22 protein-coding genes are annotated in these 24,947 nt (G+C 58.7%); 8 read left to right on the forward strand and 14 right to left on the reverse strand.

Annotation, left to right across the window (positions count from 1 at the left end; all coding sequences use genetic code 11):
* Window positions 1-13 precede the first annotated feature (13 nt).
* The 6 genes from C8N45_RS17275 to C8N45_RS17300 form a co-directional block, all read right to left on the reverse strand.
* Window positions 14-1,234, reverse strand: a complete 1,221-nt coding sequence (locus C8N45_RS17275) for a TCR/Tet family MFS transporter (RefSeq protein WP_108387507.1) — start codon at window positions 1,232-1,234, stop codon at window positions 14-16.
* A 62-nt stretch (window positions 1,235-1,296) separates the two neighbouring features.
* Window positions 1,297-2,082, reverse strand: a complete 786-nt coding sequence (gene pcaD, locus C8N45_RS17280) for a 3-oxoadipate enol-lactonase (protein WP_108387508.1) — start codon at window positions 2,080-2,082, stop codon at window positions 1,297-1,299.
* 160 nt (window positions 2,083-2,242) lie between these two features.
* The gene (locus tag C8N45_RS17285) at window positions 2,243-3,442 is read right to left on the reverse strand and encodes an endonuclease/exonuclease/phosphatase family protein (RefSeq protein ID WP_108387509.1); all 1,200 of its coding nucleotides are present in this window, start codon (window positions 3,440-3,442) and stop codon (window positions 2,243-2,245) included.
* Window positions 3,439-4,410 carry a threonine ammonia-lyase gene (locus C8N45_RS17290; RefSeq protein WP_108387510.1) on the reverse strand — a complete coding sequence of 324 codons (972 nt, stop codon included), beginning with the start codon at window positions 4,408-4,410 and terminating at the stop codon, window positions 3,439-3,441. Before C8N45_RS17290 ends, C8N45_RS17285 begins: the two co-directional genes overlap by 4 nt.
* A complete protein-coding gene (locus C8N45_RS17295) occupies window positions 4,407-5,225 on the reverse strand; it encodes an alpha/beta fold hydrolase (protein ID WP_108387511.1) in 819 nt (272 codons plus the stop codon). The genes C8N45_RS17290 and C8N45_RS17295 overlap by 4 nt, the downstream gene beginning before the upstream one ends.
* A complete protein-coding gene (locus C8N45_RS17300) occupies window positions 5,225-5,902 on the reverse strand; it encodes a haloacid dehalogenase type II (protein WP_108387556.1) in 678 nt (225 codons plus the stop codon). Before C8N45_RS17300 ends, C8N45_RS17295 begins: the two co-directional genes overlap by 1 nt.
* Window positions 5,903-6,031: 129 nt before the next feature.
* On the opposite strand from C8N45_RS17300, the gene C8N45_RS17305 reads away from it, so the two are divergent.
* Window positions 6,032-6,466: an FKBP-type peptidyl-prolyl cis-trans isomerase gene (locus C8N45_RS17305; RefSeq protein ID WP_108387512.1), complete on the forward strand. Its 435-nt coding sequence runs from the start codon at window positions 6,032-6,034 to the stop codon at window positions 6,464-6,466.
* 40 nt (window positions 6,467-6,506) lie between these two features.
* On the opposite strand, the gene C8N45_RS17310 is transcribed toward C8N45_RS17305, so the two are convergent.
* The 3 genes from C8N45_RS17310 to fabA are packed head-to-tail and all read right to left on the reverse strand — an operon-like array spanning window position 6,507 to window position 9,080.
* Window positions 6,507-7,298, reverse strand: coding sequence for an enoyl-ACP reductase FabI (locus C8N45_RS17310; RefSeq protein WP_108387513.1), 792 nt, complete (start codon window positions 7,296-7,298; stop codon window positions 6,507-6,509).
* 6 nt (window positions 7,299-7,304) lie between these two features.
* A complete protein-coding gene (gene fabB / locus C8N45_RS17315; protein WP_108387514.1) occupies window positions 7,305-8,534 on the reverse strand; it encodes a beta-ketoacyl-ACP synthase I in 1,230 nt (409 codons plus the stop codon).
* 36 nt (window positions 8,535-8,570) lie between these two features.
* The gene (gene fabA / locus C8N45_RS17320) at window positions 8,571-9,080 is read right to left on the reverse strand and encodes a bifunctional 3-hydroxydecanoyl-ACP dehydratase/trans-2-decenoyl-ACP isomerase (RefSeq protein WP_108387515.1); all 510 of its coding nucleotides are present in this window, start codon (window positions 9,078-9,080) and stop codon (window positions 8,571-8,573) included.
* 160 nt (window positions 9,081-9,240) lie between these two features.
* Between fabA and irrA the strand changes: the two genes are divergently transcribed.
* Together irrA and C8N45_RS17330 are read left to right on the forward strand one after the other, a co-directional pair.
* Complete coding sequence (gene irrA / locus C8N45_RS17325; RefSeq protein WP_108387516.1) at window positions 9,241-9,657, forward strand: iron response transcriptional regulator IrrA; 417 nt, start codon at window positions 9,241-9,243, stop codon at window positions 9,655-9,657.
* Between the two features lie 92 nt (window positions 9,658-9,749).
* Complete coding sequence (locus tag C8N45_RS17330; protein WP_181868954.1) at window positions 9,750-10,295, forward strand: REP-associated tyrosine transposase; 546 nt, start codon at window positions 9,750-9,752, stop codon at window positions 10,293-10,295.
* Here the strand turns inward: C8N45_RS17330 and C8N45_RS17335 are convergent.
* Window positions 10,234-11,085, reverse strand: coding sequence for a hypothetical protein (locus C8N45_RS17335; protein WP_108387517.1), 852 nt, complete (start codon window positions 11,083-11,085; stop codon window positions 10,234-10,236). The genes C8N45_RS17330 and C8N45_RS17335 overlap by 62 nt on opposite strands.
* Window positions 11,086-11,197: 112 nt before the next feature.
* On the opposite strand from C8N45_RS17335, the gene miaB reads away from it, so the two are divergent.
* The 4 genes from miaB (at window position 11,198) to C8N45_RS17355 (ending at window position 15,492) form a co-directional block, all read left to right on the forward strand.
* The gene (miaB, locus tag C8N45_RS17340) at window positions 11,198-12,508 is read left to right on the forward strand and encodes a tRNA (N6-isopentenyl adenosine(37)-C2)-methylthiotransferase MiaB (RefSeq protein ID WP_108387518.1); all 1,311 of its coding nucleotides are present in this window, start codon (window positions 11,198-11,200) and stop codon (window positions 12,506-12,508) included.
* 132 nt (window positions 12,509-12,640) lie between these two features.
* Window positions 12,641-13,294, forward strand: a complete 654-nt coding sequence (locus C8N45_RS17345) for a protein-L-isoaspartate O-methyltransferase family protein (protein ID WP_108387557.1) — start codon at window positions 12,641-12,643, stop codon at window positions 13,292-13,294.
* Between the two features lie 62 nt (window positions 13,295-13,356).
* Window positions 13,357-14,715 (forward strand): TolC family outer membrane protein, encoded by a 1,359-nt coding sequence (locus tag C8N45_RS17350; protein ID WP_108387519.1) that lies wholly within the window; start codon window positions 13,357-13,359, stop codon window positions 14,713-14,715.
* Window positions 14,716-14,787: 72 nt separating this feature from the next.
* Window positions 14,788-15,492 carry a hypothetical protein gene (locus C8N45_RS17355; RefSeq protein ID WP_108387520.1) on the forward strand — a complete coding sequence of 235 codons (705 nt, stop codon included), beginning with the start codon at window positions 14,788-14,790 and terminating at the stop codon, window positions 15,490-15,492.
* Between the two features lie 174 nt (window positions 15,493-15,666).
* Here C8N45_RS17355 and fsa read toward each other — a convergent pair whose 3' ends face one another.
* Entirely contained in the window at window positions 15,667-16,320 is a 654-nt protein-coding gene (fsa, locus tag C8N45_RS17360; RefSeq protein WP_108387521.1) for a fructose-6-phosphate aldolase, read from the reverse strand.
* A gap of 90 nt (window positions 16,321-16,410) precedes the next feature.
* On the opposite strand from fsa, the gene C8N45_RS17365 reads away from it, so the two are divergent.
* Window positions 16,411-18,603: a primosomal protein N' gene (locus C8N45_RS17365; protein WP_108387522.1), complete on the forward strand. Its 2,193-nt coding sequence runs from the start codon at window positions 16,411-16,413 to the stop codon at window positions 18,601-18,603.
* A gap of 10 nt (window positions 18,604-18,613) precedes the next feature.
* On the opposite strand, the gene C8N45_RS17370 is transcribed toward C8N45_RS17365, so the two are convergent.
* The 3 genes from C8N45_RS17370 to carB form a co-directional block, all read right to left on the reverse strand.
* A complete protein-coding gene (locus tag C8N45_RS17370; RefSeq protein WP_108387523.1) occupies window positions 18,614-19,219 on the reverse strand; it encodes a thymidine kinase in 606 nt (201 codons plus the stop codon).
* 236 nt (window positions 19,220-19,455) lie between these two features.
* Window positions 19,456-20,574: a beta-ketoacyl-ACP synthase III gene (locus tag C8N45_RS17375; RefSeq protein WP_108387524.1), complete on the reverse strand. Its 1,119-nt coding sequence runs from the start codon at window positions 20,572-20,574 to the stop codon at window positions 19,456-19,458.
* Window positions 20,575-21,425: 851 nt separating this feature from the next.
* Window positions 21,426-24,755 carry a carbamoyl-phosphate synthase large subunit gene (carB, locus tag C8N45_RS17385; protein WP_108387526.1) on the reverse strand — a complete coding sequence of 1,110 codons (3,330 nt, stop codon included), beginning with the start codon at window positions 24,753-24,755 and terminating at the stop codon, window positions 21,426-21,428.
* Window positions 24,756-24,947 lie beyond the last annotated feature (192 nt).

Here is a 24,947-nt window from a genome sequence, read left to right on the forward strand (position 1 = left end):
ATTTCCTCTGAGGTTAGGGTGCGACGACACGCGGTTTCGCAGGGTGCGGCGTCTGGATGAACACCAGCACGCAGCCGATGGTCAGCAGAGCAGACAAAAGAAACGGCGCGCCGGGCAGGTAGTACGGGTTTTCAGGGGCGGTGAAATACCAGAAGGTCTGGGTCACGATCAGAGGGGCGACAATGGTTGCCACGGCATTGATCGACGTGACCGTCCCCTGCAATTCACCCTGTTGATCGTCGGATGCGGTGCGCGACATGATCCCTTGCAAGGCAGGCCCGGCGACCGATCCAAGCGCCGTCAGCGGGGTAAGCGCGAGCGCGATCCAGCCATTTGTCACGAACCCAAGGGCCACAAAGGCACAGACGTCGATCAAAAGACCAAAGATCACAGTATTCCGCTCGCCAATCCGGTTCATGATCGGTTTGATCAGGAACCCCTGCACAATTGCGATGCCAATGCCGAAAATCGCCAGCGACAGGCCGATCATGCCCGGGCTCCAGCCGAAACGTTCGACCCCGAAATAGGCCCAGACGCCGGGATAGACAAAAAAGGCGACCGTATAGACAAAGGTGATCAGCATCAGCCGATTCAGGCCGGGCAGCTTGCCGATGTTGGTGAATGCCCCGAGCGGGTTGGCGCGCCGCCACAGGAATGGCCGCCTGATCCGGTCGGTCACGGTTTCGGGCAGGACGTAATAGCCAAAGACGGCATTGGCAGCAGCAAGGAACGCCGCGGCCCAGAAGGGCGCGCGCGTCCCCAATTCGGCCAGTACCCCACCCAGCAGCGGCCCCAGCACAAAGCCCACCCCAAAGGCGGCCCCGATCAGCCCGAAATTGGCGGCCTTGTCCTCGGGCCTGGAAATATCGGCCATATAGGCGGCGGAGGTGGCTTGGGTGGCAGCGGTGATGCCGCCGATGATCCGCCCGATGATCAGCAGCCAGATCGTGCCCGCGACGGCCATCAACACGTAATCAAATGCCATGATGACCAATGAGAACAGCAAAACCGGCCTGCGACCGAACCTGTCAGACAGGCTGCCCACGGTTGGCCCGAATAAAAACTGCATCGCGGCAAAGACTGTTGCCAGAACCCCGCCCCAGACGGCGGCGGTGCTCAAGTCTGCGCCTTCAACCTCTTTGATCAGTTCCGGCATCACCGGCATGATCAGGCCGATTCCCATGGAATCGATGACCACAGTGATCAGGATGAAGGTGACGGGCAAGTTTTTCATGGGCCGAAATTAGACGGTCACAGGGCTTATGCAAGTCCTGTCTTGCCCGCCGCCATCAGGGATCAAAGGTGCCCTGTGTCGGCGATGAATTTGTTCAGTAATTCCGCAAAGGCGGTGGGGTTCTCGACGCAGGGCAGGTGGCCTGCGCGTTGCATCAGCGCGAATTGCGATCCGGGGATCAGGTCAACCGTTTCGCGGACCAGATCGGGGGGCGTACTTTTGTCCTGCGACCCAGCAATGCCCAGTGTCGGGATGCGCAACCCACTTGTGGGTGTATAGAAATCAGTGCCCGCAATGGCCGCACAGACACCTGCGTACCCGGCGGCGGGCGTGTCGCTAAGCATCTGCTGCCATTGGGCCATTGCAGGTGTGCCGTAGAAATCACTGCCAAACCAGCGCTGCATCACGCCGTCGGCTATCGCTGCCAACCCCTGTTGGGTCACAGCGTTGATCCTGTCTTCCCAAAGCGCCTTGTTACCGATTTTGTCTGCGGTATTTGACAAGACCATCGCGCGGATGATGTCAGGGCGTTTGACAGCCAGTCCCTGCGCGATCATGCCGCCGACCGACAGGCCCACAAACAGGCAGTCACGAACATTGAGCGCGTCACACACCGCTTCGGCGTCACTGACCAGCTGGCCCATCGTGTAGGGCGGGTCGGGCACGTCCGATTGCCCGTGCCCGCGCATGTCATAGCGCACAAGACGCAGCCCCTCTGGCAAAAGCGGGATCACCTGATCCCACAAGTGCAGCGTTGTTCCCAATGAGTTTGAGAAAACGATAGCAGGTCCATCTTCGGGGCCTGAAACCTCGACTTGCAGGTTCACGCCATCACGGTCTATTTTCATGAAAATTTCCTTTGAAAAAGCGTAAGCCGCGCTTGGTTGTCCCAACCCGGCGCGGCTTTCACTCGTTGTCGCACACTACCGTCACGGGTCAGCGACAACCCTCCCGCGACGCAGAGAATTGACATTTGTGGTTCTGGACAACCTGCCCTTTTGGATAGGATCATGGTGCAGCGGTCCCCAATACCATATGCGCCATGATCTGCCCGTGATCGGACGCCAGTTTGTTATAGGGCGCCTCGGGATGAGAACCATCGGTCAAATGGTCGTTCAGCACACTGAAATACTCCATTTCGCCGATCCTGTCCGGGCTGTCAGGGTGGAAATGGCGGGACAACAAAATCTGGTCGATACTCTCAAAAACGCCACCAAAGGCCGATGTATAGACCATATCGCGCAGGCTTTTGCGCACGAAAAGCTTTTCGGCAGAGTACAGCAGCACTTTGCCAATCGCCTCTTGAATCACTTCGTTTTCGGCGTCGGAATAACGGTCACGCTTGGTCTGCGCGTCGTGCCGTCGCATCCATGCGTAGTTCTTGAAAGGCGTTTCTCCCTTGATGATCTCTGAGCTGACCGCATGTTCGCTATCGTTGAAATCGCCAAGGACCATGACAGGATGCCCTGTCTCAAGCTCGGACAGGATGGCACGCCGCAAGACCCAGGCCTCTGCCATCCGGCGCAGACCGGCGCGCAGTGATCCCATCGCACGCGCGGCAGGGTCGTAATTCACCAGATCGGCCGCAGGCGGAAAGGGTGCGCCTTCTGGTCGGGGCAATTCGCCTAATTTGGATTTCAGGTGGCAGTTAAAGACGGTGACAATGGTATCGCCAACTGGGATTTTGACCTTCAGGACAGGGCGGCTGAGCCGTTTGATCCGGTAGTGCCCGCCGTCGCTGCCATCAAGGTCTGAAAAAGGAATATCAAGCGGTTCGGGCAGGTCCTGAATGATCTCTGGAGCGCCCGCAAATCCAAAGCGCGACAAAATGGCGACACCGGGCCTGCGCTGCCCCGGCCCACCGTCCAGCAGATTGGGGGCAAACGCGAGTGCGGCCTCGGTATAGGGTTCAAACGCGAGTTTGCGAAAGATTGCCTTGCGCGCATAGCGCTTGGACCTGTCGGGAATGACCGCATCATTGGCCGCCTGTCCAAGTTCATCGGTTTCAATCACCAGATCGCGCAGGGATGCTTCGCTGAAAATCTCCTGGAAACAGACGATATCGGCGTTCATGGTCAGCAATTGATCGGCCAGCCACGCCCGTTTCCACGCGTATTCTTCGGGTGTGTATTCCTCGAACCGGTAATATTCCTGATCGGCCTCGATCAGGTTTTTGACGTTGAAACTGGCAATTGTGAAACGTGTCATGTCAGGGTGTCCAACGCGCGGGCAAAAACTGCCGGGTCGACATTGCCGCCGGTGGCCACGGCCACGATGGCATCGCCCGCAAAAGCATCGGGGTGAAACAGGGCAGCGGCCAGCGCCGCCGCACCGCCCGGTTCAATCACGATCTTGAGCCGTTCAAACGCAAGCCCCATGGCGGCCAGACATTCATCCTCTGTGACCACCACACCGGGGCCGCAGTGAGCCTGCATGATCGGAAAGGTCAGATCGCCGGGTTGCGGTGTGATGATGGCATCGCAGATCGAGCCTGACATGCGGCTGTTTCTTTCAATCCTGCCAGACGCCAGCGACCTTGTGACATCGTCAAAACCTGCGGGTTCTGCCGGTCTGACCCGCAGGGTGGGCGCGTCTGCCGCTAGCGCCAGCGCAATCCCCGACGTCAGCCCGCCGCCGCCGCAGCACACCGCCACATCGGCGTCTGTTACGCCCAAGGCGTTCATGTCTTTGGCGATTTCCAGACCGCAGGTACCTTGCCCTGCGATGACCTGCGGTTCGTCAAAAGGTTTGATCAGGACCAGTCCGCGTTCCTGTGCCAGCCGTGCGCCGATAGCATCGCGGTTTTCGGTGGCGCGGTCGTACAGCACAACCTCGGCCCCCAATGCCCGCGTATTTTCGATTTTGATCGTCGGCGCATCTGCGGGCATGATGATGACGGCGGGTGCGCCGTGTTCGCGGGCCGCCAGTGCGACCCCTTGCGCATGATTGCCGCTGGAAAAGGCGATAACCCCTGTTTTCAGCGCGTTGTCGCCAAGCGCCGACACCGCTGACCAGCCGCCCCGAAACTTGAACGACCCGGTGTGTTGCAGACACTCTGCCTTGAGGAAAAGTCTGCGCCCCGCGATGTCGTCCAGAAACGGCGAGGTCAGGATCGGCGTGCGCCGTGCGTGGCCCTGCAACCGGGTGGCTGCGGCGCGAATCATGTCGATGTTCATTTGATCAGTTCCAGCCATTGGTGCAGCGCGGCAACTGCCTGTGGTTCATCCAGAAAAGGCACATGGCCGCGCCCCGGGATTTCTGCGCTGATCATATCAGGGCGGCGGCGGGCCATTTCGGCGGCAGTTTCCGCGGTCAACAGGTCCGAATTGGCCCCCCGGATCAGAGCGATCGGCAGACCGTCGAGCGCATCGAAAAGTGGCCACAGGTCGGGGGTCGGTTGCGCCCCCGCCGCGACCACCGCGTCGCGCAATTTGGGGTCGTAGCGTATGACCAGCCCGTCGGGTGTTTCGCGGTAATGGGCCGTGACTTCGGCCAGCCAGCGGTCCATCGGGACTCCGGTAAAATGGGTCCACTGCTGGTCGCGGAATTTGGCGGCTTCGGCATAGGTTTTCTGCGCGGGGTTGCGCCCGATGTAATCCATGATGACGTCAAGACCCTTGGGCGCGATCTCTGGCCCGATATCGTTCAGGGCGACACCCAGCAGGCGGTCCTTGGCGGTTGCGGCCAGCATCATCCCGATCAGCCCGCCGCGCGACGTGCCGAGGATTGCAGCCTGCGCCAGCCCCAGATGATCCATCAGGGCCAACACGTCAGCGGCTTCCTGCGGGATGGTGTAGCTGGCGGGGTCTGCCCAGTCGGATTGCCCGCGTCCGCGATAGTCCGGCCGGATCAGCCGGACGGGCAAGAGCGGAGCCACATGATCAAAGTCGCGCCCGTTGCGGGTGAGGCCTGCCAGCGCGATCACTGGCGTGCCTGTGCCTGCGTCACTGTAATTCAGTGTCAGCCCGTCAGTGCTTTGAAAAGTCGGCATTAAATCAGCTCCGGTATGGTGGTCAGGTCAGGCAGTATGTGATGCGGTGTGGCATATAACCGGTCCATCGGTTCCCCCGCGCGGTTGACCCACGCGGTCTGGAACCCATAGCCTGCGGCACCTGCTGCGTCCCAGCCGTTGGAGGATACAAACAACACCTCGGTTTTGGCACATTGGAAATGATCCCCGACCAGATCGTAGACAGAGTGGTGTGGCTTGAAAACCTGCACATCTTCGACAGACAGGACCGCATCCAAAAGCGGGCCGAGCGCGGCGGAATTAACGGCGCCTTCCAGCATTGCGGGTGATCCATTAGACAGAATGGCGGTCTTCATGCCGCGGTCGCGCAGGCTGCGCAACATGGCGGGGACTTCGGGGTAGGCGCGCAATTCCCAATAAAGCTCCAGCAGACGAGCGCGGGTCGCTGCATTGTCAAGCCCGCTGGCCTCCAATGCCCAATCAAGACCATCCTGCGTGACCTGCCAGAAATCGCAATGCTGGCCTGCGACAGCACGCAGCCACGTATATTGCAATTGCTTCAGTCGCCAGTCACGGGCAATGGCCGGCCAGACGTCGGCCAATGCGGCATGGTCCGGTTCGCGCGCCGCCTGGGCCGCGGCGGCGCCAACATCAAACAAGGTGCCATAGGCATCAAAAACACAGGTTGTCATCGGCATCGCTGTCCCCTCTCGCGATTCAGATGGTGTCATGGCGACGTTGGGGGGGAAAGGGGGAAAGAGATTTGCAATGTCGGGTTTGGGCACGTATGCCCGTTGACGAATCCGAAAAAGGAAAGGCAATCAGCGATGACACAGGCAAAAGAAGGCGACACAGTTCGTATCAACTATACCGGCACATTGCAGGGCGGAGATGTGTTTGACAGCTCGCAAGGGCGTGAACCACTGGAGTTTGTTGTAGGTGGCGGGCAGATCATTCCGGGTCTGGATGCGGCTATTCCCGGCATGGCGGTTGGGGACACCAAGACAGTTGAAGTGCACTGCGACAAGGCCTACGGCCCCGTCAATGAAGATGCGCGTCAGGCAATTCCGCGCAGTGAAATCCCCGAGGATATTCCGGTCACACCGGGAACGCAGTTGCAAATGCAGACGCCACAAGGGCAGGTCGTGCCGGTCGTCGTGGCCGAAGTGACCGAAGCAGAGGTGACGCTGGACGCCAATCACCCGCTGGCTGGCCAGGATCTGACCTTTGCCATCGAAATCGTCGGAATTGATGCGGGGTGAGTTTGCCAGACCGTAAGATGGGTCTTAACCCATCCCGTGCTTAGGACATATTTTCGATCTGGGGCATGCCCAGAACGTGAAAGCCGCCATCAACGCGGATGATCTCGCCAGTGGTGCAGGCACCGGCGTCGGATGCCAGATAGACAGCCGTGCCACCGACCGCTTCCAGTGTCGCATTGGCCCGCATCGGGGCATTCTCCTGCGTATGGCGAAAGGTGCGGCGGGCGCCAGTGATGGCGGCCCCGGCCAGTGTTTTCATCGGGCCGGGGCTGATCGCATTCACCCGAATGCCGCGGGGCCCCAGATCATTTGCCAGATAGCGGGTGGCGCTTTCCAACGCGGCCTTTGCCACGCCCATGACGTTATAAAAGGGCGTCACCCGGTTTGACCCCTCATAGGTCAGGGTCAGCAGGGTGCCTCCGTCGGGCATCATTTCGGACGCGCGCCGCGCCACATCAATGAAGGAATAGCAGGAAATCGTCAGTGAATTCTGGAAATTCGCGCGCGAGGTCTGTGAAATACCGCCCTTCAATTCCTCCTTGTCGGAATAGGCAATGGCATGCACCAGAAAATCCAGCTTGCCCCATTGGTCCTTGAGCATCCCAAACGCCGCGTCCATGCTGGCATCGTCTGTGACGTCCAGATCGACCATCATGTCGGATCCGACCGACTGGGCCAGCGGCTCAAGCCGTTTGCCAAAGGCCTCGCCTTGATAGGAAAAGGCAAGTTCGGCGCCAGCTTCCGACATGGATTTTGCAATGCCCCATGCGATGGATCGCTCGTTGGCCACGCCCATGACCAGACCGCGTTTGCCTTGCATTGAAATGGTCATGACGACTTACTCCTGAAACTTGGACAACAACATCGACCCGTTTGTGCCTCCAAACCCGAAAGAGTTTGTCATCACCGTATCAAGGCCCGCATCTTCGACCAGAACCGTCGCGATTTCGGACGGATCAAGGGCGGGATCAAGCGTTTCCACATTGATAGATGGGGCGATGAAATCATCCTGCAGCATCAACAGGCAATAGATCGCTTCTTGCGCGCCGGTTGCCCCCTGGGAGTGTCCGGTCATGGATTTGGTTGAACTGATCGGCGGTGTCGCCCCCTGCCCAAAGACCCGGCGCACCGCTTCGACTTCGCCCACATCGCCCACCGGGGTCGATGTGCCATGTGCGTTGATATAGCTGACCTTGCGGCCCTCGGGGATCGTTTGCAGAGCAAGCCGCATCGCCCGTTCGCCGCCTTCGCCGGAAGGGGCCACCATGTCGTGCCCGTCCGATGTGGCTGCATAGCCGGTCACTTCGGCATATATCTTGGCCCCGCGTGCTTGTGCATGTTCAAGCGACTCCAGAACCACGATGCCGCCGCCGCCCGCGATCACAAAACCGTCGCGGTTGGCGTCGAAGGCGCGGGAAGCTTTCTCAGGTGTATCGTTATACTTCGATGACATGGCCCCCATGGCGTCAAACAGGCACGACAGGGTCCAGTCCAACTCTTCGCCGCCACCTGCAAACATCACATCCTGCTTGCCCATCATGATCTGTTCGGCCGCGTTACCGATGCAGTGCAGGCTTGTCGAACAGGCCGAGGTGATCGAATAGTTGATCCCCTTGATCTTGAAGGCCGTCGACAGGTTGGCCGACACGGTCGACGACATGCATTTGGGCACTGCAAACGGGCCGATTCGCTTGGTCGCGCCGGTTTTCTTGACGACCTCATGTGCCGCCAGCATCGCCGACGTGGACGGCCCGCCGGAACCCGCGACCAAACCGGTGCGCGGATGCGAGATCACGGCCTCTTCCAGTCCGGAATCAGCGATCGCCTGCTGCATGGCGATATGGGCATAGGCTGCACCGGGCCCCATGAAGCGCAGCGTGCGTTTGTCGATATGGTCGGCCACGTCGATCTTGAGCGTGCCTGCGATCTGGCTGCGAAAGCCGTGCTCGGCCATCTCGGGCGAGGCTTCGATCCCCGATTGGCCCGCCTTGAGGGCGGCCGTGACCTCTGCCGCATTGTTGCCAATGGGCGATACGATGCCAAGACCGGTGATGACGACGCGGCGCATGGGCGCACTCCTTTTCGTTTAAGCTCGTTCAGGTGCCTAGTTTTCAGACAAAGCGACCTTCATGTCCTTGACTTGATAAATGACTTCGCCATCGGCCTCAACGATGCCATCGGCCACGCCCATGGTGAGACGGCGGGTTTGCAGCGCCTTGGTGAAATCAATCTTGTAGGTCAACATTTTGCGATCAGGGCGGACCATGCCGGTCAGCTTGACCTCGCCGACACCCAGCGCATAGCCGCGCCCCTGCCAGCCGCGCCAGCCAAGGTTGAAACCGGTCAGCTGCCACAGGCCATCAAGCCCCAGACAGCCGGGCATGATCGGGTTGCCGGGGAAGTGGCATTCAAAAAACCAAAGGTCGGGGGTGATGTCGAACTCTGCGACAACATGTCCTTTTCCATGCGCACCACCATCACCAGAGATATCGGTGATCCGATCCATCATGAGCATCGGGGGGGCTGGCAATTGCGCGTTTCCGGGGCCAAACAGGTCGCCTGCGGCGCATTTGAGCAAGTCTTCCTTAGTGAAACTGGATGGAAAGTCCGCCATGGTGCTGGTCTCATTCTCTTGAACTAAATTTTACGACGTCTATCATCGAGGGGTTTGAAAGAGCAAGCGCGGGCTCTACGTACCTTGCCATGCGCGAATTGCAATTGAATTTCGGGTGTCTTTTCCGCTATATGTGCCAAATCAAAGAGAGTGGCGACCCATGATGGATGTTGAAACAGAGCGAAGTGCGCATTGGCTTGCAGGGGCGGGGCTGCGTCCGACCCGCCAGCGACTGACGCTTGCAGCACTGCTGGTCGGCGACGGTCAAGACCGTCATGTCACAGCGGAAGGGCTGTTTGATGCGGCCTCTGCCGCAGGCGAGAAAGTGTCGCTTGCAACGGTTTACAACACGTTGCGGGCGTTTTGCGACGCCGGACTGGTGCGTGAAATCACAGTTGATGGGTCAAAAAGCTATTTCGATACCAACATGACAGATCATCCCCATTTTTATTGGGAAGATAACGCCAGCCTGACAGATGCGCCCGCGGAACAGCTTGAAATTTGCAGATTGCCCAATGCGCCTGAGGGCGCTGAGATTGCGTCAGTTGATGTGGTGATCCGGCTGCGGCGAAAATAAGTTCGCCTTATTAAGGGGCGATGGGTCAAGACCCATCTTACGGTCTGGCATCTGTTTACCTTGCATTAACGATGGTCGCGCAGATTGCGATAATGACAAATTATCGACGCCGCTACGTGCCAGGGGGCACCTATTTCTTTACCGTGCGCTTGCAGGACCCGCGATCTGACCTGTTGATCAGGCGGATCGATGTGCTGCGCGACGCAACGAAGCTGTGCAAGAAACGCTGGCCGTTTGATATCGTCGGGGCTGTCATCCTGCCCGGCAAGCTGCACATGATCTGGACATTGCCAAATGGGGATGCGGGGTTTTCCAAACGCTGGCGCTTGATAAAATCCACCTTTTCGCGCCATGTGCCTGCACCTGACTACATTGCCCCAAATCACCAGCGCCGCGGCGAAAAGGGGATTTGGCAGCGCAGGTTCTGGGAACATGTCATCCGCGATGACGAGGATTTTGCGCTGCACATGCATCTCATCTTGGCGGCGCCTGTGCACGCGGGTCTTGTCAAGCGCCCAACCGAGTGGCCTCATTCGTCATTGCAGCATCGTAAGATGGATCTTGATCCATCCCCGCCTAAAACCACTGCCCTGGCTCCATCAGGCCAAGATCGAAAAGCTGCTGTGAGTGCCAATTGAAGCGAGCCGTGTATTGCCAGCACAGGTTGCCAATCTGATCGCGGCTTCCGGGATTGCGGCGCAGGGCCTTGGCAGTGCGAAATGAGCACACGGCCGCCGTCGGGCTGTTGTGCCAGGGGCAGGCGTATGTGTTATGTTCGGACAGATTAAACCGCCGATCCGGGCCCATCCGCAAATCAGGCGCGGCCTTGAACAGGGACATCCGGTCAATCCGGCGCCGGTGTGTGGCCACGTGTTCTTCGAACCGCCAGCGCAACCCGCCAAAAAAATCCAGTTGCCGGTCCAGAAAACCGCCTGTCTCGTCCTTGCGGGCCAGCGCGTAGTAGCCGGATTTATCCAGATAGGCTGCGGCCTTGTTCACGCCGTCGGGAAAGGCCGTCAGATCATTGGCATAAAGGTCCACGACATACGTCAGCACCGTATCGCGCCGTTCCTCGGTACAAAAAGCTGCCAGTTCACCCACGCTGCGGTCTTCGCAAAAGGGATAGAACAGATATTCGCCGTTGAAACAGTAGTGAATCCATTGCCCCGGTGCGGCACCGATCACAGCGTTCACAATCTCCACCAAGGCAAGATCGGTCAGCACTTCATGATCGACGCGGTCGATTTCTGCAGGGATATCCATATCGGCTGCCGCAAAGGCAATGATCTTGGCGAATCCGCAGTTTTGCAGGTGGTCAAACGTGCTGGCGACTTCGACCTCGTCTTCGACAAGGACAAGGGCGATCGGGCCTTTTGCCAAGGCGCGCCTGCGATCTGCGATCAAGGCTGACAAGTCTGGATAGTGCATGGCCACCGATCTTTTCCGGAATTGGCGCAAACTCGCCCAATGTGCCTTGCATTGCAAGCATCTGTCCAAGGCGCTAGAAGGCCGCAATTCTCCTTTATAAAAGAGCTGATCCATGTCCGCGCCCAAAAAGCTTTTTATCAAAACATATGGCTGTCAGATGAATGTCTACGACAGCGAACGCATGGCCGAGGCGCTGGGTGCCAAAGGTTATGTGCCGACGGATACCGCGGACGATGCCGATATGATCCTGCTCAATACCTGCCACATCCGCGAAAAGGCCGCCGAAAAGGTCTATTCCGAACTGGGGCGTTTCAAGGGCCTGAAGGCCGAAAAGCCTGACCTGAAAATCGGTGTCGCGGGCTGTGTCGCGCAGGCAGAAGGCCAGGAGATCATGCGCCGTCAGCCCTTGGTTGATCTGGTCGTCGGTCCGCAAAGCTATCACCGCCTGCCTGCCATGGATGATGCTGTGCGCAGCGGAGAGAAGGCGCTAGACACGGATTTTCCAGAGGATGACAAATTCGACACGCTCAGATCCCGCGCCAAGGCCAAGCGGGGTCCGACCGCATTCCTGACTGTGCAGGAAGGTTGCGACAAATTCTGCGCCTTTTGCGTTGTTCCCTACACCCGTGGTGCCGAAGTATCGCGCCCCGCTGACCGAATCTTCCGTGAAGCACAGGAACTGGTGGATCAGGGCGTGCGCGAGATCACCCTGCTGGGCCAGAATGTGAATGCCTATCACGGCCATCCGCAGGGGCTTGCGGGCCTGATCTGGGCGCTCGACAAGATTGACGGGCTTGCCCGCATCCGTTTCACCACCAGTCACCCCAATGATATGGATGAGGCGCTGATCGCGGCGCACGGCACCTGCGACAAGCTGATGCCCTATCTTCATTTACCTGTGCAATCCGGCTCTGACCGGATCCTGAAGGCAATGAATCGCAAGCATACCGCCGAAAACTACTTGCGTTTGATCGAACGGATTCGCGCTGCCCGGCCAGACATTCTGCTGTCGGGCGACTTCATTGTCGGCTTTCCGGGCGAAACCGATCAGGATTTCGAAGATACCATGCAACTGGTCCGCGATGTGCATTACGGACAGGCATATTCGTTCAAATATTCGACCCGTCCGGGCACCCCCGCCGCTGAAAAACCGCAACTGCCAGAGGACGTGATGAACGAACGGCTGCAACGGCTGCAAGCCTTGTTACGCGAACAGCAGCAGGCGACACAGGCGTCGATGGTTGGTCGCGAGGTCAAGGTCCTGTTTGAAAAGGCAGGCCGCGAAGTTGGCCAGATGATCGGCAAGTCCGAATATCTGCATGCCGTCTATGCAAAGGCCCCCGCCGAAGTGTTGGGGCAGGTGCGCCGGGTCAAGATAATTGAGGACAGCCCCAATTCGCTGGCTGGTGCCTTGGTCGACTAGGGTCCTGACCCTAATCACGCCCTTGTTTTGCGGGCAAAAAATTGTTCGTTCAATTTGCACGGTTCGCCCGTTGCCGCAACTGCCCATCTGTGGCATGACAGGACTATTGTTCAGAACAAAAGAGTCCTGCCCGTGACTGACTATGCCGCCCGCCGTACAATGATGGTCGACACGCAAGTGCGCCCGTCCGATGTGACGAAATTCCCCATTATTGACGCCATGTTGTCGGTGCCCCGCGAAAGCTTTGTGCCCGGCGCGCTGCGCGAGGCGGCCTATATTGGCGAAAATCTTGATCTGGGAGACGGGCGCACCCTGCTGGACCCGCGCACCTTTGCCAAGATGCTTGAAGCGCTGGACATCCAGCCCGGCCATGTCGCGCTCGATTTGGGGTGCGGGCTGGGATATTCGACGGCGGTTCTGGCGCGCCTGTGCGCATTCGTGGTCGGCGTCGAGGATGACGCGACCCGCGCGGACGAAGCACAAAGCCTTTTGTCAGAGCTTGGGATCGACAACGCCGCAGTCATCGCGGGGACCTTGAATGAAGGGTCAGCAAAATCAGGGCCTTACGACATCATCCTGATAAACGGCGCGGTCGAAGACGTACCGCAGGGACTGCTGGACCAATTGCGCGATGGCGGGCGGATTGCCTGCATCTTTGCCGAAGGAACATTAGGGGTGGTTCGGGTTGGTCACAAGATCGATGATATGGTGAACTGGCGGTATGCGTTCAACGCTAGTGCACCAATGCTACAGGAATTTGCAAAAAAGCCAGTCTTTACGCTTTAGCCCTATTTTCGATGAAGTTGGTGGCCTAAAGTATTGAAAAATATAACGGTGAGGACATCACGATGATGAGGCAGACAAAGATGGCAATTGCTGCCATCTTCCTTTCAATTGGCGCCGCAAGTGCATCGCAGGCAGAGACGCTTGCCGATGCGCTGACCGCAGCCTACACCAATTCCGGCCTGCTGGAGCAGAACCGTGCATTGCTCAGGGCCGCTGACGAGGATTTGGCGCAGGCTGTTGCCGCGACCCTGCCGGTCATTGGCTGGACTTTGAATGCCTCGTCTACCAGCCCCCGCAACCCCGCAACCGACCTTATTCAGGCGAACGCACAGATTTCCGCGTCTTTGGTGCTTTATGATGGGGGCGCCAACCAGCTTGCCGTCGAATCCCAGAAAGAAACCATTCTGGGCACTCGCGAGTCGCTGCGCAGTGTCGAACAGGATGTACTTTTGCGCGCAGTGCAGGCCTATATGAGCGTGCGCCGCGACAGTGAATTCGTGTCCTTGCGCCAAAACAACGTGCGTCTCATCACGCAGGAATTCCGCGCTGCCCAAGACCGTTTTGACGTGGGCGAAGTGACCCGCACGGATGTAGCATTGGCAGAGGCGCGGCTTGCCGCAGCCAGAAGCCAGCTTGCCGCCGCAGAGGGAACGCTTGCCCGCTCTGCCGAGGAATACCGCGCCGCCGTAGGGCGCATGCCGTCTGGGCTTGCAGCCGTATCCCCGGCACCCGTTTCGCGCAGCATGGCCGATGCCAAGGCGTTTTCGGTCCGCAATCACCCCGACATCCTGCAAGCGCAGCACGCTGTCAGCGCGGCAGAGTTGAATATTCGTCGCGCCGAAGCGGCGCTCAAACCAACGGTCAGCTTGCAAGGGTCCGTTTCCGTTGACCCCGAAGGCGACGATTCCCGGACCATCGGCATTCAGGCAAGCGGCCCGATCTATAACGGGGGTCGCCTGTCGAGCCAGATCCGCCAGTTCATGTCACGCCGTGACGCAACCCGCTCTGGGTTACTGGTGACGACGCAGGGAGTCGCGCAGGAAGTCGGCAATGCCTATTCGTTCCTTGCCGTGGCACGCGCGTCTAGCCTTGCGTCAAATCAGCAAATCAGGGCGGCGCAGGTCGCGTTTGATGGCGTCCGCGAAGAGGCGACGCTGGGCTCGCGGACAACATTGGACGTGTTGAATGCTGAACAGGAGTTGCTGGATGCCCGCGCGAATCTGATCTCTGCGCAGGCCGAAGAGGTGATTGCATCCTATTCGGTCTTGTCGTCGATGGGGCTTTTGAATGCAGACCACCTGAATCTGCCGGTCCAGCAATATGACCCGTCTGAATATTACAATCTGGCGAAACAGGCGCCCACCGCGATCTCTGAACAGGGGCGGGCGCTGGATCGTGTGTTGCGCGCGATCGGCGACTGACACAATCTGTTGTTCGAAACATGCAATTGCGCTAGGCTGTCGTAAGGGGGCGGCGCAATCTTAGGATGAAACATGTCCAACAAGTCAAATACGGATGAGATCGATGAAGTGATGTCTTCGGTTCGGAAGTTGGTTTTGAAAAACGACCGGACTGATGACGCAACGGCAAACGAGACACCCAATCCCGTCCAACCGCCCGAGCGCTTCATCCTGACCCCGTCCTTACGGATAGAAGAGACAGCCAGCGAAGAGCCATCTGCAACAGCGCAGGTGCCCACGTCGGACCAGACTGAATCTGCCGACAATATTCTCCATCTTGACCCACCACCCCAAACAGAGGAGTTGGCTGGGCTTGATGCAACATTGGCAGAGCTTGAGGCCGCAGTCACCAAGCAGCCCGAAGATTGGGAAGCCGATGAAGGCGAAACCATTGATAATGAGGATTGGGCAGTGAGCGCCTTTGCTGCGCCCGAAGCCACGTCATTCTTTGAAGATACCGACTCGCCTGACACCAGTGATGGCGAAGAACCGATTCAGGCCGACACGACAGAGGATGCCGTTTTTGCCGCCGATGGGACGTTTCAGCCTGACGATGAGCTCAAGGCGTTCTTCCCCGAGGGCGGCAGCAGGATTGATCAGGCCGCCCTGCGCGAACTGATCGTCGAAATCGTGCACGAGGAACTGACTGGCGAAGTGGGCGAGCGGATATCGCGCAATGTGCGCAAGCTTGTCCGCCGTGAAATCAACCAGATGTTGGCGGCACGCAAACTCAGTTAGACATTCCGGCGACTTTGTTTTGGGCGGCACCGCTGCATCAGCGGCATCTGTTCGGACAGGACCTGAGAAAATGGTGCCGCTCCTGTTCAACGCCCTGCCAAGCCGCCAAAAGGAAAGACGCCGGCGAACACACGGTTGCCGACGTCTGACTTGATGGTGCCTGCACAGGCGGGTTTACAGGATTTTGATTCCGGCCTTTTCGACATCGGCCATGAAGCCGGCAAGGCCCTTGTCGGTCAGCACATGGTTCGCCATCGCCTTGATCACGGCAGGCGGGGCCGTGGCCACATCGGCGCCGATCTTGGCGCAATCGCTCATGTGGTTGGCCGAGCGGATGGAGGCCGCAAGGATCTGGGTTTCAAACCCGTAGTTGTCATAGATCGTGCGGATGTCCTCGATCAGTTCCAGCCCGTCCATGTTCAGGTCATCCAGACGTCCGATAAAGGGGCTGATAAAGGTCGCACCTGCCTTGGCAGCCAAAAGCGCCTGATTAGCCGAGAAACACAGCGTCACATTGACCATCGTGCCCTCGTCCGAGAGCGCCTTGCAGGTCTGCAAACCGGCCCATGTCAGCGGCACTTTGACGGCAATATTGTCAGCGATCTTGGCCAGCTTGCGGCCTTCGGCCAGCATGGTTTCGGCGTCAAGGGCCACGACTTCGGCGGACACGGGGCCATCAATCATGTCACAGATCTCTTTTGTGACTTCAAGGATATCGCGGCCTGACTTGGCGATCAGCGAGGGATTTGTCGTGACCCCGTCAACCATTCCCAGATCATTCAGTTCCCTGATCTGGTCAATCTCGGCTGTGTCTACGAAAAACTTCATCTTAACTCTCCGGCAATGGGTTGGCGTTTCCTCGGGCCTCGTTTACCTCAGTTAGATGGTCGCAGGAACCCCGAATAGATTGCCGCAGACATGAACGAGGGCTTTTTCCACGAAGGCGAACTGGTGGGCGTTCTGACAACGCAACCGCTTGACCGTTTGCTGGACTATAAAGCGCCCGAGGGCGGCTGTCATGTCGGTGCCTTCGTCGAAGTGCCATTGGGCCCGCGCAAGGTGCTGGGGGTGGTCTGGCGACAGGGCAAAGGTGATTATGACCGTGCCAAAATCCGGTCGGTGATCCGCGTACTGGACGTGGCCCCGATGCGTGATGAGATGCGCATCTTTCTGAGCCGCGCGGCGGAATATACGCTGACACCGATGCCCGCGATGTTGCGACTGGCGACACGTGCGCCGGGGCTGGGCGATCCGCAGTCCATGCGCAAAATCTATCGACTGGGCGGGCAGGCCCCAGACCGGATGACCGCCGCCCGCGAAAAGGTGTTGGGCGTTTTGCGCGACTATGGTGGTCTTTCTTTCACGCTGCGCGAACTTGCCGAGATGGCTGATGTGGGCACGTCGGTGGTCAAGGGCCTTGTGAAACTGGGGGCTGTCGCCGAGGAGGAGGCGCCGCGCGATACGCCCTATCCCCGACTTGATCCGGACTATGGTGGCAAGACGCTGAGCGATGATCAGGCGGCAGGGGCTGAGGCGTTGCGCGCTGCGTTGCGCACTGACACCTACGGTACAACTCTGCTGAAAGGGGTTACAGGGTCCGGCAAGACGGAAGTCTATCTGGAGGCGGTCGCTGAATGTCTGCGCATGGGGCGGCAGGCGCTGGTACTGCTGCCCGAAATTGCGCTTTCAGGCGAATTTATCAACCGGGTCGAGGCGCGCTTTGGCATGAAGCCTGCCGAGTGGCATTCCGGCGTGACCATGACCGAGCGCCGCCGCTGCTGGCGGATGGTCGGCCAAGGTGATGCGCAACTGGTTGTTGGTGCGCGGTCGGCGCTGTTTCTACCCTATCAGAACCTCGGCCTGATCGTGGTCGATGAAGAACATGACACCTCCTACAAGCAAGAGGATGGGGTGCTCTATAACGCCCGCGACATGGCGGTGCTGCGCGCAGCGATCAACGGGGCGCAGGTGGTGCTGGCCTCGGCCACGCCGTCGCTGGAAAGCTGGGCAAATGTAGAGGCAGGCAAGTATCAGCGGCTGGAACTGACATCGCGCTTTGGGGCTGCGGTGATGCCCAAAATGGCCGCAATTGATATGCGGGTCGAGAATGTGCCGGGGGGCAAATGGGTGTCGCCGACCTTGCGGGCCGCGATCCAGACGCGGCTGGACCGCGGTGAACAATCGTTGGTCTTTCTGAATAGACGGGGCTACGCCCCGATTACACTCTGCCGGGCCTGCGGCCACCAGATCGGCTGTGACGACTGTGATGCCCGTATGGTCGAACATCGCTTTCTCAAGCGTCTGATGTGCCACCAGTGCGGCGAAACAAAGCCGATGCCGACGGTTTGCCCCAGTTGCGGCGCCGAGGACCGGCTTAGCGCTGTTGGCCCCGGTGTGGAACGGATGGGCGAAGAGATTACCGCGCTGTTTCCAAAGGCGCGGGTCGCCGTGCTTTCTTCGGACCTCTACGGGTCTGCCCGCGCGATGAAGGCCCATATTGAAGAGATTGCCGACGGTGGGACGGACATTATTATTGGCACCCAACTGGTTGCCAAAGGGCATAACTTTCCTTTGCTGACCCTTGTCGGTGTGATTGATGCTGATCTTGGCCTGCAAGGGTCGGACCTGCGCGCGGCGGAACGCACGTTTCAACTGATGCGGCAGGTGGCGGGCCGGGCAGGGCGCGCGGAAATACCCGGCGAGGCATTGTTGCAGACATATCAGCCCGAACATGCGGTCATTCGCGCAATCCTGGCAGGGGATGAGGAAAGTTTTTGGGCGGCAGAGGCGGCTGAGCGCAAGGCGGCCGGTGTGCCCCCTTATGGCCGCATGGCCGGGATCATCCTGAGCAGCCCGAACGTGCAGGAGGTGTTCGATCTGGGTGGAGAAATGGCGCGCCGCGACGCACCATTGCGTCAGATAGGTGCGCAGGTTTTCGGGCCGGCACCTGCCCCGATTGCGCGGGTCCGGGGGCGCCATCGGGTGCGGCTGCTGGTCAAGGCTGACAAGGGGGTGCCATTGCAAAAGGCGCTTTCGGCATGGGCAGGGCAATTCCGGTTGCCCACAAATCTGCGCCTGACAATCGATATCGATCCGCAGAGTTTTTACTGAAGCCAGCGCGCTACCGTGCGGCCTTTTCCACGTTTTTTTGTTCGCCCATCTCTTCGCGCCAATGCCTGCGGCATAGCGAGACATAGCGTTCGTTGCCCCCGATCGCCACCTGATCGCCGCTGGTCAGCACCTGCCCGTATTCGTCTTTGCGCACCACCATCGTGGCTTTCTTGCCGCAATGACAAATCGTGCGGACTTCGCGCATTTCGTCGGCCAGCGCCAGCAGGGCGGCAGAACCCGGAAACAGTTTGCCCATGAAATCCACGCGCAGGCCAAAAGTCATGACAGGTACGTTCAGGTCGTCCACGGCGCGGGCCAACTGCCAGACCTGTTGGCGCTCTAGAAACTGGGCTTCGTCCACAAAGACGCAGGCGCATTGGTCTTTCTGCAGCCTGACCTTGATCTTGTCGTAAAGATCTTCGCCCGGTGCAAATGTATCCGCGTTCGCGCCAATACCGATGCGGCTGCCAATCCGGCCGTCGCCAGCCCGATTGTCAAGCTGGGCTATCAGAAGGTAGGTCTTCATCCCGCGCTCGATATAATTGTGCGACGCCTGCAGCAGGACAGTCGATTTGCCCGCGTTCATTGTGGAATAATTGAAGTAGAGCTTGGCCATGCGTCTTCATTACCGTTTTCAAACTCTATTTTGCAAGCCTGCATGATCCGGCAAACGCGCCGATTTTCGCTTGCGATCGCGCCGGTGCGCCAATGCAGGCCAGTTCATTCTGAAGGACTGGCTAGGCTGCGCTTTCGGGGCCATTTTTAACGATGTTCAGACCAGCGGCACCAAGGGTACACCACATGCGGCGAGTGTCAGAAGGGCAGTGATGATAATAGTGATGCGCATGAGGATTAAACCTTTTCGAGAATAACTGAGCCCACCGAATAGCCCGCCCCGAAGGAACAGATCAACCCCCTGTCGCCCGGCACCAAGTCGCTGGAATGTTTGGAAAAGGCAATGATCGATCCGGCCGATGACGTGTTGGCGTAATCCTGAAGGATATTGGGCTGCTCGCCATCTGCGGGGGTACGGCCCAGCACCTTTTTGCCGATGTAGTCGTTCATGGTCTTGTTGGCCTGATGCAGCCAGAGGCGGCGCAGGTCGCCCGGATCAACCCCGGTTTCGGCCATATGGTCGGCGATATGTTGGCTGACCAGCGGCAGCACCTCTTTGAAGACTTTACGCCCGTTTTGCATGAACTGCATGTCGCGGCGGTCTTCCATCTGGTCGTGGGTGCGGCGCAAGTAACCGTTATTGTTGCGAATATTGTTGCTGAACTGGGTCGCGCAGCGGGTGGAAAGCACTTTGAAATATGGACCCACCAGCGCGTCATCGCGCTCGAGCAGCGTCGCTGTGGCCACGTCGCCAAAGATGAAATGGCAATCGCGGTCGCGCCATTCCAGATGGGCGGAACAAATCTCGGGGTTGATCACCAGTGCGCGGCGGATCGAGCCTGCGCGGATCATGTCCGTGGCTGTCTGAATCCCGAAAGTGGCACTAGAGCAGGCCACATTCATGTCGAAGGCAAAACCGCCCGCGCCCAGAAGCTGTTGAGTTTCAACACCAATTGCCGGGTAGGCGCGTTCCATGTTTGAGGCCGCGCAGATTACCAGGTCAACGTCGCCTGCGTCCACGCCAGCCGCTGCAAGCGCCTTTTTCGCCGCATCCACGCCGATTTCGGCCATATAGCCGGGTTCATCATCGGGGCGGGCAGCAAGGCTGGGGAACATGCGCGCGGGGTCCAGCACGCCGTCTTTGTCCAGCACATAGCGCTGTTCGATCCCCGACGCGGCCACAATGAATTCGCTCGATGAATGGGTCTTGGCCTCTAACTGGCCCGCTGCGATGGCGTCCGCATTTTCGGCGTTCCACCGGTCGGCGTAGGCGTTGAAGGCCACGACAAGTTCGTCATTGGTGATGATCTGTGACGGGGTGAATACCCCGGTTCCCGTGATGGCAACGTCGTACATGATGGCCCCGCTGTGAATTTGGGGGAGTTTATGTGCAGGGCAGGGCCCATGTCCATGGCAAGGCATGGAAGGTGACGTTCGTACAAGGGTGCGTGCTGGTGACTACAAAGCCCGGCAAAGCCGGGCAGCGCCAGGACCTTCCCATGGGAGGGCGCTTTCGCACCCACCCAGAGGTCAGAGCGCGGCGTTGCAATTTTTTTGCTACGGATCTTATGTTTGGCTTACATACGTCGCGTGATCCAACTTCAATGTTCGACTGAACCGGGGCACAGTTGCCGTCTATCAAGGAAACCTAACAAGAAGTTCATCGTTTCAGCTTATTTTGTGCTTCCTAAAGTAGGCGTCATAATATGATAGAGTTTTCGAAAGGATCTTTAAGAAGTCATGCTCACCTGTTTCAGCACAAAAACCAACCGAGAGACATCGAAATCTTCCCTATGCCAGTCGCCATTATTGCTGAAATCCCCATGATGGCTCCTTGTTGACTTCACCCTCGGTACATAAAAAGTCATCTTTCTATGCTTGCGTGCATTCGCAATATCCTGAAGAAATGTAATACTTTCGCAATCACTTTTCATCTGATCTTGCAAAGGTCTAAGCCTACTGAATCCTAGACGTCTCCCATGGTGCGAGAATATCCAATCAACGACAGACCAACTGGCTATGGCGCACTCTATTGCGAGTGGTGTATTGAGATTATCTTTGCTGAACGGATCGACTTTTTGTTTGAAATCTCGCAGAGCATCCCCTGCCGACCCCATATCGAACGTTAAAGACTTTGCTTTTCCGAATATTGCTTCTAGTTGAAAATTAATCTCTAGCGTTTTGTGTTCAACGGCAGGAATCCAGCATTATCCCTGCAACGACCTCACGCCAACATCGCCCTCTTCGCGGGCCTGCATCGCCAGCACGGCGGCGTGGGATGCGGCGGCGGTCGTGAAGTAGGGGATTTTGTCGTATAGTGCGACAGCACGGATCGACCGGCTGTCGTCCACGGCGGCGGCCCCTTCGGTGGTGTTGAACACCAGCGCGATGTGCCCGTCTTTGAGCCGGTCAACGATGGTCAGCCCGCCCTCATAGACTTTGTTAACCACTTCGCAATCAAGATTGTTTTCACTCAACCACGCAGCTGTCCCGCGTGTCGCGACAATGTCAAACCCCAGATCAAGGAGGATTTTGCACGCGTCAGACATATCCGCCGTTTTGTCGGCGTCCTTAATTGAAATGAACACGGTACCGCTGGTCGGCAGGTTGCTGCCCGCGCCCATCTGCGCCTTGAGGAAGGCACGGGGGAATGACCTGTCCCAGCCCATGACTTCCCCGGTTGAGCGCATTTCCGGCCCCAATATCGTATCGACACCTGGGAAACGGGCAAACGGAAGCACCGCCTCTTTCACCGAGAACCACGGCGTTTTTGGGTCGGCCAGCGTAAAGGCATCGCCCAGCGGCAGCACGTCCATCGGGTTTTCGGTTTCGGGGTAGGGATCGCGCAGCGGGAAGTTTGACAAAGGTTCGCCCGCCATCAGGCGCGCGGCGATGGAGGCAATCGCGCTGTCCGTCGCCTTGGCCACAAAAGGCACGGTCCGGGATGCGCGGGGGTTCACCTCGATCAGGTAGACCTCTTCATCCTTGACCGCGAACTGGATGTTCATCAGGCCAACGACGTTCAGCGCCTTTGCCAGCTTTTCGGTCTGGCTGCGGATTTCCGCAATCATAGCGTCAGACAGGGAATAGGGGGGCAGCGAACAGGCGCTGTCGCCCGAATGCACGCCCGCCTCTTCGATGTGCTGCATGATGCCGGCCACGTGGGTTGCGGTGCCGTCTGACAGGCAATCCACGTCAACCTCGACCGCACCCGACAGGTAGCTGTCAAGCAGCACCGGGCTTTTGCCGGAGACGACGACCGCCTCGGAGATATAGCGGCGCAACTGGTCCATATCGCGGACGATTTCCATCGCGCGGCCACCCAGCACGAACGACGGGCGGATCACGAGGGGGAAACCGATGCTTTCGGCAATCTCAAGTGCCTCGGTATCCGTCGATGCGATGCCATTGTGCGGCTGTTTCAGTCCCAGTTTCTGCACAAGCTGCTGGAAACGCTCGCGATCTTCTGCCAGATCAATGGCGTCAGGTGTCGTCCCGAGGATCGGGATGCCCGCGTCATGCAGTGCATTGGCGAGCTTCAGCGGGGTTTGTCCGCCGAATTGGACGATGACGCCATGCAGGGTGCCATTGTCCTGTTCGACACGCAGAATTTCCATTACATGTTCAAAGGTGAGCGGTTCGAAATAGAGCCTGTCGGAGGTGTCATAATCGGTGCTGACCGTTTCGGGGTTGCAGTTGATCATGATGGTCTCGAAGCCTTGATCGGTCAGGGCGAAACAGGCGTGACAGCAGCAATAATCGAACTCGATCCCTTGGCCAATGCGGTTAGGCCCGCCGCCAAGGATGACGACTTTTTTGCGGTTGGACGGGCGCGCCTCGCACTCCACTTCACCCATGACGGGGTTTTCGTAGGTGGAGTACATATAGGGCGTTTGCGCCTCGAACTCGGCGCCGCAGGTGTCGATGCGCTTGAACACGGCCTTGACGCCAAGGTTCAGGCGCGCGCGGCGCACGTTGTCTTCGTCCCGTCCGGTCAGCTTGGCAAGGCGGGCGTCTGTAAAACCCATCATCTTGATGTTGCGCAGGCCGGTTTCGTCGAGCGGCAGGCCGTTTTTGGCAATGTCGGCTTCGGCGTCAATGATTTCGCGGATGCGGGCCAGGAACCAAGGGTCGAATTTTGTGACGGCATGGATGTCATCGTCAGACAGGCCGTGCCGGATCGCTTGTGCGATCACGCGGATGCGGTCGGGGGTCTGTTGGGCGAGTGCCTTGGTGATCGCGGCGGCGTCCGGCGCGCCGGGGATGTCGATCTCGTCAAAACCGGTGAGGCCGGTTTCCATCGACGCCAGCGCCTTTTGCAGCGACTCGTGTATCGTGCGACCGATGGCCATCGCCTCGCCCACGGATTTCATGGCGGTGGTCAGGTAAGGTTCTGATCCGGCGAATTTTTCAAAGGCAAAGCGCGGGATTTTAGTGACGACATAGTCGATTGTGGGCTCAAAAGATGCTGGCGTGACGCCGGTGATGTCATTGTCCAATTCGTCCAGCGTGTAGCCGACGGCCAGTTTGGCTGCGATCTTGGCGATGGGGAAACCTGTCGCCTTGGAGGCCAGCGCGGAGGAGCGGGAGACGCGTGGGTTCATCTCGATCACGACCATGCGCCCGTCGGCGGGGTTGACGGCCCACTGCACGTTTGATCCGCCGGTTTCGACCCCGATTTCGCGCAGCACGTTGATGCTGTGCGTACGCATGATCTGATATTCCTTGTCGGTCAGGGTCAGGGACGGGGCGACTGTAATACTGTCGCCGGTGTGGACGCCCATCGGGTCCACATTTTCGATGGCGCAGACAATGATGGCGTTGTCGGCCTTGTCGCGCACGACTTCCATCTCGAATTCTTTCCAGCCGAGCAGGGATTCATCGACGAGGATTTGCCCGACGGGTGAGGCTTCCATCCCGGTGCGGCAGTAGTGTTCGTATTCCTCGCGGTTATAGGCCACGCCGCCGCCGGTGCCGCCAAGAGTAAAGGCGGGGCGGATGATGGCGGGCAGGCCAACATATTCGATCGCATCGATCGCCAGTTGCAACCCCGCCTTGATGTCGCGTTTGCCGTCAACCTGCGGCGCAGTGATGATGGTGGCCTTGGGGTTTTCGATGCCCAGCCTGTCCATCGCTTCGCGGAAGAGTTTGCGGTCTTCCGCCATTTCGATGGCTGCGCGTTTGGCGCCGATCATTTCGACATTGAATTTGTCCAGCACGCCCATGTCAGCCAGTGCCAGCGACGTGTTCAGGCCGGTTTGCCCGCCCATGGTGGGCAGCAGCGCGTCGGGGCGTTCCTTTTCGATGATCTTGGCCACTACTTCAGGTGTGATCGGTTCGATATAGGTCGCATCTGCCAGCCCGGGGTCGGTCATGATCGTGGCGGGGTTGGAATTGACCAGAATGACACGGTAGCCTTCCTCGCGCAGGGCTTTGCAGGCTTGTGCGCCGGAATAGTCGAATTCGCAGGCCTGTCCGATGATAATGGGGCCTGCGCCAATAATCATGATCGACTTGATGTCGGTACGCTTCGGCATGGTCGGGCCCTCTGTGGTCGTGCAAATTGTCCTGCGTTATAGGGATGGGCGGTGCAGGCGCAAGCGGCGGCGGACGATTTTTAGCTAAAAATCGTGCCTGCGGCGCGGATATTTTTGGCCATAAGAAGCCGGTGGTTGACATAGGGCGGTCAAAGGGGTGTATCGGGCCGACCATTTGACCTTTTTTGAGGA

Origin of the sequence: Yoonia sediminilitoris, from assembly GCF_003058085.1 — a bacterium.
In the GTDB taxonomy this organism is placed as follows: Bacteria; Pseudomonadota; Alphaproteobacteria; order Rhodobacterales; family Rhodobacteraceae; genus Yoonia; species Yoonia sediminilitoris.

What these genes read in the sequence shown, in the direction of transcription:
- C8N45_RS17310 (WP_108387513.1), bottom strand. Translation starts at nt 7,298, where the DNA reads ATGACCATTTCAATGCAAGGCAAACGCGGTCTGGTCATGGGCGTGGCC.
- C8N45_RS17330 (WP_181868954.1), top strand. Translation starts at nt 9,750, where the DNA reads ATGACAAATTATCGACGCCGCTACGTGCCAGGGGGCACCTATTTCTTT.
- pcaD (WP_108387508.1), bottom strand. Translation starts at nt 2,082, where the DNA reads ATGAAAATAGACCGTGATGGCGTGAACCTGCAAGTCGAGGTTTCAGGC.
- carB (WP_108387526.1), bottom strand. Translation starts at nt 24,755, where the DNA reads ATGCCGAAGCGTACCGACATCAAGTCGATCATGATTATTGGCGCAGGC.
- fsa (WP_108387521.1), bottom strand. Translation starts at nt 16,320, where the DNA reads ATGAAGTTTTTCGTAGACACAGCCGAGATTGACCAGATCAGGGAACTG.
- C8N45_RS17290 (WP_108387510.1), bottom strand. Translation starts at nt 4,410, where the DNA reads ATGAACATCGACATGATTCGCGCCGCAGCCACCCGGTTGCAGGGCCAC.
- C8N45_RS17335 (WP_108387517.1), bottom strand. Translation starts at nt 11,085, where the DNA reads ATGCACTATCCAGACTTGTCAGCCTTGATCGCAGATCGCAGGCGCGCC.
- C8N45_RS17350 (WP_108387519.1), top strand. Translation starts at nt 13,357, where the DNA reads ATGATGAGGCAGACAAAGATGGCAATTGCTGCCATCTTCCTTTCAATT.
- fabA (WP_108387515.1), bottom strand. Translation starts at nt 9,080, where the DNA reads ATGGCGGACTTTCCATCCAGTTTCACTAAGGAAGACTTGCTCAAATGC.
- irrA (WP_108387516.1), top strand. Translation starts at nt 9,241, where the DNA reads ATGATGGATGTTGAAACAGAGCGAAGTGCGCATTGGCTTGCAGGGGCG.
- C8N45_RS17305 (WP_108387512.1), top strand. Translation starts at nt 6,032, where the DNA reads ATGACACAGGCAAAAGAAGGCGACACAGTTCGTATCAACTATACCGGC.
- C8N45_RS17375 (WP_108387524.1), bottom strand. Translation starts at nt 20,574, where the DNA reads ATGTACGACGTTGCCATCACGGGAACCGGGGTATTCACCCCGTCACAG.
- fabB (WP_108387514.1), bottom strand. Translation starts at nt 8,534, where the DNA reads ATGCGCCGCGTCGTCATCACCGGTCTTGGCATCGTATCGCCCATTGGC.
- C8N45_RS17295 (WP_108387511.1), bottom strand. Translation starts at nt 5,225, where the DNA reads ATGCCGACTTTTCAAAGCACTGACGGGCTGACACTGAATTACAGTGAC.
- C8N45_RS17300 (WP_108387556.1), bottom strand. Translation starts at nt 5,902, where the DNA reads ATGCCGATGACAACCTGTGTTTTTGATGCCTATGGCACCTTGTTTGAT.
- C8N45_RS17275 (WP_108387507.1), bottom strand. Translation starts at nt 1,234, where the DNA reads ATGAAAAACTTGCCCGTCACCTTCATCCTGATCACTGTGGTCATCGAT.
- C8N45_RS17365 (WP_108387522.1), top strand. Translation starts at nt 16,411, where the DNA reads ATGAACGAGGGCTTTTTCCACGAAGGCGAACTGGTGGGCGTTCTGACA.
- C8N45_RS17370 (WP_108387523.1), bottom strand. Translation starts at nt 19,219, where the DNA reads ATGGCCAAGCTCTACTTCAATTATTCCACAATGAACGCGGGCAAATCG.
- C8N45_RS17355 (WP_108387520.1), top strand. Translation starts at nt 14,788, where the DNA reads ATGTCCAACAAGTCAAATACGGATGAGATCGATGAAGTGATGTCTTCG.
- C8N45_RS17285 (WP_108387509.1), bottom strand. Translation starts at nt 3,442, where the DNA reads ATGACACGTTTCACAATTGCCAGTTTCAACGTCAAAAACCTGATCGAG.
- miaB (WP_108387518.1), top strand. Translation starts at nt 11,198, where the DNA reads ATGTCCGCGCCCAAAAAGCTTTTTATCAAAACATATGGCTGTCAGATG.